Source organism: Kitasatospora sp. A2-31, assembly GCF_022288725.1.
GTDB lineage: Bacteria > Actinomycetota > Actinomycetes > Streptomycetales > Streptomycetaceae > Kitasatospora.
This window is the reverse complement of record NZ_JAKNTA010000005.1, coordinates 2,198-14,664: the sequence shown is the minus strand read 5'-3', so window position 1 is coordinate 14,664 and position 12,467 is coordinate 2,198. Positions and strand designations below refer to the sequence as shown.

Sequence of the window (12,467 nt, the reverse complement as noted above, 5' to 3'; positions counted from 1 at the left end):
TGATCAAGCCGCTTCAATCGAGAATCGCACCGGTTCGGACAGAACAGCACCCGCCGAGTCGAGGTCGGCCAGCCGAGTTGCGAGAGTGGCCATCGCGAGGCGTTCCGGGAGTGCCTCGTGGAATTTCAACCCTCGCATCGCCTTGACGTCGACATCGGGCAGGCACAGCCGTGAGGCCGCGTCGGCTGTGCCTGCCTTCCACATCTGCGGGGTGAGGTCGGTGCGTAGACGCAGGTATTCGTCGGAGAAGCGCTGGCGTTCGTCGGTGAGGCCCGCGAGGGTGGCGGTGAGGGTCGCGTTGGCGCGGTAGCCGGCCCAGGTCCACCAGCGGATGTCGTCGCCGGCTCGGGTGATGACGGTGCCGCCGGGGTGGACGGTGTCGACGTTCTGCTTGCGTACGTGCGCGAGTTGCTGGGTGACGCGGCGGGTGAGTTTGACCGGGGGGTCGGTTCCGAGCAGGACGTCGCGGGCGGCCTGGTTGAGTGCGTAGGAGGTGCCGCTGTAGCCGGTGCCGAACCAGCGTGCGCGGCCGGCCAGGTCTGAGGGTTCGACGTAGCAGCGGCGCCTGGTCCAGTCGATCCAGGTGACCTTCCAGCTTCGCCCGCCGAGCAAGAGGACCCGGGGGCCGTCGATCTTCTCGGTCAGGAGCATGGGGTCGGTGCGGCCGATCTCCTGGCGGCCGGCGAGGACGGTGAATTCGGGTGGCGCGGTGAAGACGGCGGTGATGCCCATGAAGTGGCGGCGGCCGAACTTCTCCTCGGCGGCCGGGCCGATGAACAGCAGCTCACCGTCCTGGTCGAGGAAGCCGTCGTTCACCAGGTGCCGCAGGATGGGTTCAGCGCTGCGGTCGAACGGGGGCAGGCCGTTCCAGCTCTGGCTCCAGAGCCCTTGGGTGATCTTGTGTTCTTGCAGGCTGAGGGCCAGGAGTTGCTGGGCGACGATGTGCCGGGGCTCGGGCGGGGCGGTAACTGGCTCGATGTAGCCGCGGCCCCACAGGACGAGAAGTGCCGAGGCGCTCAGGAGTGCCTCGTGGCTGCGGGCGAGGAAGAGGCAGTTGCGGTTGGAGCCCGCGCGGCGTCCGGTGCGGCCGATGCGCTGGAGGAAGGAGGCGACGGTGGTGGGGGCGTCGATCTGGATGACGCGATCCAAGTCGCCGACGTCGATACCGAGTTCGAGGGTGCTGGTGGAGACGATGACGCAGTCACGGGCCTCGGCGAACGCGGCTTCAGCGCGGCGCCGTTCATCGAGGGAGAGGGAGGCGTGGGAGAGGAAGGTGGTGACGCCTGCGGCACGGAGTGCGGCGCCGAGTTCTTCGACGAGCTGCCGGGAGTCGCAGAAGACCAGCCGCTTCTCGCCTCGGTGGAGGGCCGCGATGACCTTGGCCGCGTTGGCGGTTGATCCGACGTAGTCGAGTTCGATATCTCCCGGTGGTGTCACCGTCGTGGCGTCGGCGACGGCCCGTGGGGCGAGATCGACGCCGGGGGCGACGACCTGGGCGGGGCGCTGGCCGCGGCCTGAGCCTTGCAGCCAGTGGAGGAGGTCGTCGGGGTTGCCGACGGTGGCGGACAGGCCGATTCGCTGGATGGGCCTGCCGGCCAGCTGCTGGAGGCGTTCGAGGACGGCGAGCAGGTGCCAGCCGCGGTCGTCGCCGGCGAACGCATGGACCTCGTCGACGACGATGGTCCGGAGGTCGGCGAAGAGGCGGTGCTGGTCGACCTTGGTGCCCACCAGCATGGCCTCGAGCGACTCGGGCGTGGTGAGCAGGATGTCCGGCGGGTCGGTGAGAATGCGCCGGCGTGCGGTCGGGGGGATGTCGCCGTGCCAGAGCGCCACGCGCCGTCCTAGCCATCCGGCGTACGTTTCGAGGCGTGGCAGGAGGTTGTTCAGCAGTGCCTTGAGCGGGCACACGTACAGCACCGATAGGCCGGTCCAGCGGTGCTGTTCCATGGCGGACAGCAGGGGGAACGACGCGGCTTCGGTCTTGCCGCCGGCCGTGGGGGCGAGCAGGACCGCGTCGGAACCATCGATCAGCGGGGCGATGGCCTCCTGCTGGAGGGGGCGGAGTTCGCGCCAGCCGAGGGAGTTGACGATGTGGTGGACAAGGGCTGGCTGGAGCCGGGACAGTGCGGCTGCCCCGGCCCCGGGGCCGGAAGGTACGGGGGCATCGCTCATAGGTCGAGCTCGATGTCGCCCGCGGAGGCTGCGCTGCGTTCGGCTTCGCTCAGCTCTGCCGAGGACAAGGTGAGGGCGTAGTGCCGGCGCGGGTCGAAATCGTCGAACTCGTCGACCCGGTCGAGGACGTCGGCGACGAGTTTGCGCAGGAAGACGCGCGGGGCGATGCCGACCTGGCCACCGAGCCCGCCGGTGACGGCGGTGGCGAGTTCGGCGATGTAGGCGTTGTCGACGAGTTCGGCGACCCGGTCCGGGTTGTGGGCGGCTCCGGCGTAGAGGTCCCTGACGCTGCGACCGAGTTCACCGAGCCGCTCCAGGTCGAAGCCGGCGAGGCGCAGCTGGACCGCGCGGGGTGAGTCGAAGCGCGGGTCGGTCGTGAAGTCGGTGGCCAGGCGCTGTGCCAGCGGGGGAAGCCGCTGCACGCCCTGCCGTCCGTCGTAGAACGCGGGCGTGCCGGTGATCACCAGGAACAGACCGGGGAAGCGGCCGGCGTCGATCTCGTCCAGCAGCTGCCGTAGGGCGTTGAGGCCCTTCTCCCGGACGTCGCCCCGCACGCGCTGGAGGGTCTCGATCTCGTCGAGGACGAGCAGCAGCCCGGGGTGTCCACAATCCCGCAGGACGGTCAGCAGACCCTGGAGGAATCCGAGGGCGGCGAAGTGATCCAGGTCGCCGCGAACACCGGCCGTCCGGCGGGCGCCGGCGGACACGGACTTCTGGCCGCCGAGCCAGGCGATGAGTGCTTCGGCCGTCGCCGCATCGCCTGCGGCCTTGGCGTGGCGGTAGCCGCGCAGGGCCGCTGCGAACGCGGGGGTGGTGCGGGCGACGTCGGCGAGGCGGGACTCCATGAGCGCGTCCACAGCGTTGCCGAGGGCTTCGGTGTCGTCCTCCGAGACGTCTCCGGTGTCGAGGACCTCTTCTTCCAGGGTGTAGAACCAGGAGTCGACGATGGCGCGCAGGGCGCTCGGGGCGTGGCTTGCGGTGGACAGGCGTTCGGTCAGGCGCCGGTAGACCGTCTCCAGCCGGTGCAGCGGCGTCTCGGTCTCGGAGATCTGGATCTCGGCCGTGGCCAGGCCCATGCGCTTGGCCCGCTCGGCCAGCCATCGGGCGAAGAACGTCTTGCCGGAGCCGTAGTCGCCGCGGACGGCGTGGAACGCGGCGCCGCCTCGGGTGACGACGGTCAGGTCGTCGTCGAGGGCCCGCTCGAAGCGGTCGAGGCCGACGGCGAACAGGTCGAGCCCGAACTGGGGCACCGTGCCTCGACGCAGGGAATCGACCACATCGCGGCGGCGGGCCGCGCTCACGGTAGCCGCCTGCCCCCCGGAGGGGGGCTGGATGGTGCTCATCAGCTGTCCACCTGGAACTGTTCAGCGGCGAGCGGCACGTTGAGCCGCAGCCTGGTTCCGTTGTCGCTGAACTCCAGCACGGGGTAGCCCTCTACGTTCATGAGTCGTTGCAGTGTGGCGGCGAAGCCGTCGGCGTTGCGTCCTGCCTTGCCCGCTGCCGCCGCGACGGCCGTCAGGGACAGGACGCCGTCTGCGGCCACCAGCGCGTCGACGACGGCGGCCATGACCTCGGGCTCGGGCGGCTTGCGGACGTACTTCCGCTGGAAACGGAAGGTCTCGGACGCCACCAGCTTCGCCCCGAAGGAAGAGCGGTCCGCGGTGGTGCCCACCGTGGTGGCTTCGCCTGTCTCGTCCGCGGCCTCCTGGCCGCTCGTGTGGCCGGCCGCGCTCAACGGCTGTTGGCTCTGCTCGGCGGTAAGTACCGTCTGGCCGGCGGGGCCACCTGCATTCCACCAGCGCGGGGTGACGTCCTCCGGTGCGAGGAGGTGCCAGTCCCTGGGCGGGTCCGTATCCGCGGGCAACAGCGCGAGGACCGGCACGGTCATCTCGGCGAGGGAGGCGCCGCCGTGGTAGCCCGCCTTGCGGGGCGTGTAGCGGATGTCCTCGCGCCACGGCGCGACGATGCGGCCATCGCCTTCGAGGACTCGCGGCCCGGTGAGCAGGACCTCACCGGCGTCCGGCTCGCCGAGGCGCCAACGCGCGGCCCCCGTATTGCCAGTAGCTGTCGGGGCGTCGAGTCCCTCGCCTCGTTCGAGGACATGGCCGTGGTCGGCGACGATGACGACGGGTCGGCCGTAGAGGCGGGCGGCGGCGAGGAGCTCCTCCAGGTAGGTCACATCGGACAGGCGCCAGCGGGTGCGGTCGCCTTGGGCCGCGTGATCGAGTGAGTCGTCGACCGTGTTCAGCACGACTCCGACAACCGCTTCGCCGGCCAGCTCGCGCTGCAGCGTGTCGGAGAGCCGCTGCCCGGCTGCCCCTCCTATGTCCGCCTTGTGGAAGAGTACACCTGACCGGCGCTGCCGGGACCAGAACGCCTCGAAGCCGGGCTTCTCCACGGACTGGCCGCCCTGGGTGAGGCTGCCGGTGAGGAGCGAGGCCCGGCTGATGCGGGTGAGCGAGGGGATCGCGGCGACTGCGGCCGTGCGGCGGCCCCGAGCGGGGCCGGTCTCCAGCCAGCCGCGGCGGGCGAGTTCTTCACCGAAGCCGACCGCGACCTCGCTGCTCATGCCGTCGACCAGCAGGATCAGCGGTGCCCGGCCCGACTTGCCGGCGAGCTTGACCGCGATGGTGTCGAGCACGTTCTCCACCAGGAGCGCGCCGCCGGGCGTTTGGCTGGAGGCGGTGCGCGTCCAGTCGCGCAGGTACCGGGCGAAGATCTCGTCGATCACTGCGCGCCGCCCACGGGCAGCGTGGTAGACGCTGTGGTAGGCGGCAGTGACCGGTTCCTGGGCTTCGGCGTCGCCGGCCCACAGGACCGTGAGGGCGGCATCCACCCAGCCCCAGTCGGCGAGGTGCTGCTCGACGGCGCCCGCGACAGAGCTGACCGCCGGGTGAGGGCCGGCCAGCCAGCGCGCGAGACGCACTGCGGCCTCGGCCGTGCGGACACGTGCGCGCCGAAGGCCCGCGAGATGGTGGCGGCGCAGGTCCTCGAGCGCTGCCTCGGCTGCGGCGAGGTCGTGTGTGCGGGTACCGGACGGGTCGAGGACGGAAGCCAGTGCGGTGAGGCGCGCCTGGAACCCGGAGGGAAGGTAGGCGTTGCCCGCGAGGGCTTCGGTCAAGCCCGCGTCCTGGGCCTGCCGGTCAGCCTGTTCGAGGACGTCCAGAGCCCGGTTGCGGGCCGCATGCTGGTCCGGACCAGCCTGCTCGGCCTGCAGCACCCAGCGGATCAGCGTTCCTTCGACCGCGAGAGTGAAGGGACGCAGATCGGCGGGCTTGATCCGGATGGTGCCGAAGAGCCCGCCGAGCGCGAGGCCGGTCTCGGCCGACGTGGCGGGGCCGGCCACCGCAGAGCCGACGACGCCGAGGGCCATGGCATCCTGGCCGCGGCCGGCGGCGCAAAGGTCGAGCAGCAATGGCGCAGCGCTCCCGGCCACCTTGGTCAACCAGGCCCGGATGCCCTGCTGCTCGTCCGTGGTCAGTGCCGCGTACGCGGCAGGTCCGAGCGGGCTGCGCGACCACGCCAGCAGGGTGTCAGCGTCCAGCGGGGTCTCACGCCGTGCTTCGCCGCGGGCGCCGGCCATGTCGGAGGATGCTTGGCTGATCGACAGCCTGGCCTCGACGAGTGCGCGCATCGCCGCGTCCAGGGTGAGCACGGAGCCGAGCCGCGGCCAGCCGCCGTGGGGCTCCGCTTCGAGGAGGGCGTTCACGAGCCAGGATTCCGCGCGGATGCGCGGGTCGAGGCCGGTGGCGCCGAACCGCAGCCTGACGATCTCCGCCCGGTCGACGCTGAGGACCTGGCGGCGCAGGGCGTGGCCGAGGACATCCCAGCCGAGCTGCTCGTCCTCGACCGTGGTGGTGACGACCAACACCGCGCCCGGGGCCGCGGCTTCGTCCTGGTAGCGGTGCCAGGCGTCGGAAATACCGAGGACGGAGTGCTCCTCGACGACCTCGATGCGGCGTTTGTCATCGGCCACGGATGTGGTGAACTCGGCTGCCGCACCGGCTTCGTAGCGTCCGTGGACCAGGACGAGGCGGCGCTCCGGTTCGTTGGGGAGCTCCAGGCGCAAGAGCGCCTCGATGACCCGGCGGTTGACCAGGGGTGGCTGAGCCGACATCAGTCCGCCGTCCTTTCGCTCACGGTACCGCCCGTTCCGGGCTCGTCCGCGGGCTTCCACCCGATCTCGATCTCCGTGTCAGGGTTGGTGGCGGCGAACTCCCGGATCTCGCCGAGTAGATCCGCAAGCGCGCGTTCGAACGCGGTCTCGCCGGCGCGGGCTGCCACCCTGCGTGTGGAGCGACGAGGCACGCCGGCCCCGGGACCAGCCGGAGTGGTCGTGTCGGCGGGAGTGGCAGGGCTGCTCGGCTCCGCGAGGGACGTCGGCAGAGGAGGCTGGCCGTGGAACGTCAGGCTGACCTGCCCGGCCTCGGTCGGCGCTTCCTGGGGAGCAGGGGAGGTCACCGGCGGCGCAGCCGGGGGTGCCGCCGGTGCGGCCACGGCGGCCAGCCGGGCGGCGTCCCTGATGAGTGCCAGTGCCTGCGGCTGGATCCCGTCCAGGACAGGCGCGAGCTGGCGGGCGAACTCGTCCTCGTGAGCGGCCCGCTGGACCTCGGCGATCAGCCGCTGTGCGCGGTCGCCGATCCCGTCAGTCCGCCCGGTGTACTCGCGCACACTCTCCAGCAGGTCCCATTGCGTACGGTCGAGAGCAGAAAGGACGGTCTTCGCCGAGCCAAGGGCGGCCCCGAGCTCTTGGTCGGTGATGTCGTAGGCGACCGCGGCGAGTTCCTTCACCAGCGGAGTGTCGTCCTGGTGCCGCGTCAGCCGCTGGACAAGGTCAGCGGCATGCCGAGCCGCCAGCAGACGGGGCGCACGCGGGTCGGTCAGGCCCAGCGCCTCGGCGCGCTGCGGCTTGCCGAGGGAGCTGCGCACTCCCTCGACGGACTTCTCCATTTCCTCCGCCTTCGTGCGCACCGCAGCCGCGAGCTTCGCGACGTTGCGGGCGAACAGCACAGGCGGCACGCCCGAGACGCCGAACAGGGCAGCCGCACGCTCCCGCGCGGTCGCGAACTCGGCCTCGCTGGGCTTCTCCTGGGCCCGCAGGACATGGCCGGCCCCGATCGACTGGAGGGGAGGTGCCGCCGATTCGGCCTTCCCGTTGTAGACCCAGGACCGGTCGGCCAGCAGCGCGTAGGTAGCGATCAGCAGACTGCTGACCTGCTTGTCCAAGCCGGTCCAACCCAGCTTGGCGATCCACTGGCGGATGTCCTCCACCTTGTACTCGCCGGTGACCTGCTGCTGAGCTGCGTACTGGTCGATCCGCCGGCGCCACTCGGTGCTGAGAGTGAGCGGACCGTCGTGGACCTCTCCGAGCTCCAGCGGGTGCACGATCTTCTTGACGACCGCCATCTGCCCGCGGTCGAGTTCCACGCGCCCGGAGCCGTCCTCCATGGCCTTGGTGATCCAGCCGAGCACGGTTTTCAGCTCGGCCGGGGTGATCGCCTTGCGGTTGCCGGACGGGTCGAAGTTGGGATGCTTCGGGTACAGCTCCTGGAAGACGCCGTCGGCGATGCGGAGCATGTTGCCCTTGAAACCGGCGGCGGCCTCCAGCCGGGGCCGATGGCCGGGCAGCATCGACAGCAGGTGCCCGTCCTCCCCGACCGGGGCGCCGGCGTTGGCCTCGTCCAGGCGGCTGATGCCGTACAGCTGGGCCAGCGTGACTGTGAGCTGGGACGTGAGATTGTCGCGCTGCGCCTGGAGCTGGTGGCGCATGCGGATACGGTCCTCGGTGGAGTAGTTGACCGCGAGGTCGTCGAGCCGCTCTCGCTCCAGCAAATAGTTGATCTTCAGGAGGCGTCCGAGCTGGCCGGCCCGCTGACGCGACAGGTGCGCCGGCAGCCACACCACAGTGGGCTGGTGGTGCCGTTCGTCCCTCAGCAGCTGACGGACCCGTGCTGCATCGTTGCTCGGGTACTGACCCGCGACATCGAACGGATAGTCGAAGACGAAGCGCACCCGGCCGTCCACCGAGGGGATGAAGTGGTCGTCCGGGATCTCCTGGGCGTCGCGGACGTTGCCGAACACGAACTCGGCGGTGCGCTTGGTGCCGCGCCACACGATCTCGTGCTCGCAGACGAAGCCCTCGGTGTCCTGGATGCCAAGCGCGCCCCAGAGGGTCTCCTTGATCCACACGCGCCGTGCGCTGACCCGGTCGACCTCGCCGACGGCGTCCAGCAGCGGCTCGACGTCGAGGTCGGACAGGTGCAGCGCGAACACCGGGTCGTTGCCGCCGTCCGAACGCAGCTCCCCGCCGAACTCTCCCTGCAGTTCCTCCAAGCGCGCCAGCGCCACCTTGTCGTCGGTGATCGTCCGGGTGCGCTTGACGGAGCCATGGTTGAGGTCCGCCAGCCGGCGCGCGGTCAGCCGAGCCAGCGCCGGCACCTCGGGGGTCAGGTAGGCCAGCAGGAGGGTCTTGACGAGCCGGTCAGTCGCCCGGAACTCGGGGCTCTCCTCCCCCTGGTAGCGCTCCAGCATCCAGAGGCGGACCTTGTCGTAGAACCGGTTGGCCTGCTCGCCCTCCTTGCGGAGCTTCTCGGTGAACGCGTCGCCCATGCCTCCGGAGAGGACATCCCACAGGTCACCCAGCGGGATGATCTGGCCGACCCGCATGTCCCCGCGGCGCCGCCACAGCAGTTCCTGGAGCAGCTTCAGACCTGTTCGCTCACGCTGCAGCGCGCCGGACAGGGCGACCAGGACGTTCAGCAGCGCCGGCGTCAGCGGGTACACGTCGCGGAAGTCGGACCAGTCGGCCTGCGTCGCACCCTGGGAGTCCAGCAGCGCGTCCTTGACCCGCGCGTTGGCCTGCTCGAAGTCGGCGAACGCCGAATCCAGAGCAGCACGCGCTTCCGGGGAGCGGGGCTTCAGCACGCGCTCCTTGATGATCGCCGGGAGGTTCCGGTCCTCCAGGCTGATCACGTCGAAACGCTGGGCGAGGTAACCGACCTGGGACTCCAGGTTCTTCACCTCGGCGCCGGTGACGTCCTCGCCGACGAGCTGGGAGAGGTTCCTCTGCCGCGAGACGAAGGAGATGATCGGCACCGGGCGGTCCGCCACCCCCGATTCGATGATCTTGACGAGCTTGCCGACCTCGGTCTTCACGAAGTCCTGGTCGCTCATCCTGGCCTGGAGCCAGAGGACCAGCTCGTCGAGGAACAGGACGATGCCGTCGTAGCCGAGCGACTTCGCGTGCCGGCTGATGACGGACAGGCCGTCCTCGAGCGGGATGAAGGCGTTCGCGTCACCGCTGGCGCCGCGAGCGTAGGATTTCATCGGTCCGCTGAGCAGCGCGGAGACCAGGGCCTCGCGCAGCGAGTCGCCGTGCGGAGCCGCGAACGCGCGGTCCAGGTCCTCGCTGGACCAACCGGCGTCGGGCGCCTCGGCTTCCTCCAGCGGCACCAGGTCGTCCTCGTCCGCAGCGCCGGGGTGGACAGTGCTGCCGCCGACCATCCGGTCCCCGAGCTTGCGGATGAACAGCTCGTCGCCCTCGATGCTGCGGTTGTAGCGCGCGTCGTCCAGCATCGCGTCGGCCCGGTAGACCGGCGGCGTCGGCGCGTTCGGATCAAGGCCGCGGATCGCCCGGACGTACCCGCCGAGGAGCGCGGAGTCCAGGTCGGCGGCGCCGACCAGGTGATAGGGCACCATGAGGAACCGGCGGTCGCGGAGCCAGTCGTCGTGCTCGGCGATGACCTCCTGCAGACGCGGCTTGGAGCGGGCCGCCGGCTCGTTGTTGAGCACCGCGTGAAGCACCGACATGAAGTGGCTCTTACCGGAGCCGAACGATCCGTGCAGGTACGCGGCGTTGGAGGAACCGTCGCGGACCGAGCTGCGAACAAGAGTGAGCGCCTTGCCGAAGGCTTCCTTCAGCTGATCGGTGACGACGTACTCGTCGACCAGACGCTGGGTCTCCTCGAATCCGCCGGACAGCTCGACCTTGAACTTGCCGGCGAGGACCGCGTCGGGGATGTCCAGGACGTCCCGGAGGAAGAGGTCAGTGCTGGACATCGCGGGTCGCGGTTCCCTTCGTCGTGGAATTCATGTCGGTGCAATCGTGCAGTGGCTGCACGTTACTTGGCCGCGGCCCTGCCGCGCTTGGACGCGGACGGACGCCAGGAGAGCAGCGCGTCCGTGGTGATGTGGTGGTCGCGCTGCTGGGATTCCAGCCACTCCTGGCAGTCGGTCGCGGGATTGCCGTCCCACTCGGCATCGAACTCGCCGTGCCACTGCTTCAGCCAGGGCAGTAGCTCCAGCATCCCCGCGAGAAGCGGAATCAGCTGCTCACCCTGCCAGTTGTCCCGCTCAACACGGTCGGCCACCAGGTTGATGATGGCCTGCGCCTGGTCTCGGTGGTCCCAACCGGCCCAGCCGAGAACCAACTTGGGGTCGGCCTCCGGCCCGGCATCCGGGTAGGAAATGAACCGCTCCTTCGGCACGTCGAGCTTGCCCCGGTTCGACCAGTACGACTGCTTCCGGAAGTCCGCACCTGAGTACTTCGGCGGCACGGCAATGTCCAGCTGCTCCCCCGTCCGGTCCTCCTTGCGCTGCTGTTCCCACACCTTCTCCCATTGCTCACGCTTGCGCAGGCCGGAGTCCTTGTACCGCAGGGCAGCGAGGTAAGGCACATGCTCGTCGGCGAGGATCTCGCGCAACACGTCGGAGAGCCTGAGGTCCGGCTTGCCGAGGTGATCTGCCGCGTAGAGCTCGGCAACGGCCTGGACATCGGCGTCACGAGTGAACAAGTCTGCGAGCTGCGCCGGCGTAAGCGTACGAGGCTGACGCATGCCGTCCCGGACGTGGAACCACAGCTCCTCACGCTCACAACGCTCCAGCAGCCAGGTACGGAGAGCCTCGGCTTCCTTCTTCTCCCATGTGGGTGATGACCAACGACGCTTGCACTCAGGCCGCTCGATCAGCGCGATATCGCGGCGCTTCTCAATTGCATTGATCCGACGCTGCACGATCTCGCGATACCACTCGGGCCAGGACGAGGGAATCTCCGTGACCGGAACCGAGCCATGCCGCTCAAACCAGACCGTCTCTGCATCACCGGCTGCCACCTTACGAGCAAGCACAATCTCGAAAGCGCGCTCACCGAGAGCAATCTCCGGAACGACACCGAGGTCCGGAACGGTTAGAGCTTTAGATTCAACGTCCGCAAACAGACCATACGCGCCATATACCTGCCAGTCGAGCTCCTCCTGCAACGCGATCATCCGACGATGAATAGCCATGTGTGCAACTCGACCCGAATTAAGGATGTTCCGGCTGGGCACACCGGATACGGAGATCATCGAGGGCTCCCATGAAGCCAGATCCCGTGCAGATTCTTCCATAGCGCGACCAAGCTCAACCGGCATAACCGAAGGAAGAGGGAATTCCTGAAGCTTCGTCCCTGTGAACTCGTAGAATCGTTCCCACTCGTCATGCATAAATCCACCAGTGCCAGACTGACTTCCCTTATCATGACAAACCTGCTTCAGCCAAAAACAGGCAGCCGAGGAGTTAAGGACGGCCAACAAGCCCAGAAACTCAATTTCGGAGACTGCCTTCGGCAACTTGATCACCGGGGCGGAACGATTGAAGACCGTCCCAGTCTTATCCAGCACAAAGTGATTATGAGTCGCCACAAATGCAAAGGAAATTGCCCATTCATGAGCTCCGGAATCCTTTGGAAGCTGATGCCAAGCCCACCACGGACGCCCATCGGACCGATAGGTTCCACCGCCAAATGTTCCACGCATCCAAAGATCGGAGCGCATCGGCCAAAAATGCCTGGCGAATGGCGCGCCGAGATCAGAATCCCCCAAGATTTCTTTCTGGGGAGTATACGGCAGAACAGTCAGGTCGAACCCACTAAAGGACCAGTCCCGCGATTGGTCACCGCGAACTCCTATCCTCGCGTGAAGATCCTCTGCCAGCTTCGGCCAGCGGCCATTGGCGGGAAGAGTGAATGCCTCGTCGGCATGACTGTCACCATAGAAGCCAATCCTCTCGATGCGAGCCTTCAACCGCGCACCTTGGTGGTCCAAAGCGGCTGTGAGGCGCGATGCCCCGCCGCCAGCAAGCGACCAAGGATGGCTACCCAGATCAGTTCGGGCGATATCTTCGACGGTAACCCAGTCGGACTCGCTTACAGCATGAACCTGCGCTGCAATAGCACGCCAGACCATGCCATTCGCCGGATCCTCAGGCTGGCCCGGCTCCCCACGCACGCCAAGTACAGCCCGGATTGGGTCATTCCA

5 protein-coding genes are annotated in these 12,467 nt (G+C 68.6%); all 5 read right to left on the bottom strand.

The genetic code is table 11. From position 1 onward, the window contains the following. Nucleotides 1–3 precede the first annotated feature (3 nt). Nucleotides 4–2,172, bottom strand: coding sequence for a DEAD/DEAH box helicase (locus tag MCM47_RS15275; protein ID WP_238862159.1), 2,169 nt, complete (start codon nucleotides 2,170–2,172; stop codon nucleotides 4–6). After that, nucleotides 2,169–3,515, bottom strand: coding sequence for a BREX system ATP-binding protein BrxD (gene brxD / locus MCM47_RS15270; protein ID WP_238862158.1), 1,347 nt, complete (start codon nucleotides 3,513–3,515; stop codon nucleotides 2,169–2,171). Before brxD ends, MCM47_RS15275 begins: the two co-directional genes overlap by 4 nt. After that, nucleotides 3,515–6,289 carry a BREX-2 system phosphatase PglZ gene (gene pglZ / locus MCM47_RS15265; RefSeq protein ID WP_238862157.1) on the bottom strand — a complete coding sequence of 925 codons (2,775 nt, stop codon included), beginning with the start codon at nucleotides 6,287–6,289 and terminating at the stop codon, nucleotides 3,515–3,517. The genes brxD and pglZ overlap by 1 nt, the downstream gene beginning before the upstream one ends. Beyond that, entirely contained in the window at nucleotides 6,289–10,230 is a 3,942-nt protein-coding gene (locus tag MCM47_RS15260) for a DUF6079 family protein (protein WP_238862156.1), read from the bottom strand. Before MCM47_RS15260 ends, pglZ begins: the two co-directional genes overlap by 1 nt. Before the next feature lie 62 nt (nucleotides 10,231–10,292). Continuing rightward, a complete protein-coding gene (gene pglX / locus MCM47_RS15255) occupies nucleotides 10,293–12,455 on the bottom strand; it encodes a BREX-2 system adenine-specific DNA-methyltransferase PglX (protein ID WP_308222356.1) in 2,163 nt (720 codons plus the stop codon). Nucleotides 12,456–12,467: the final 12 nt, after the last annotated feature.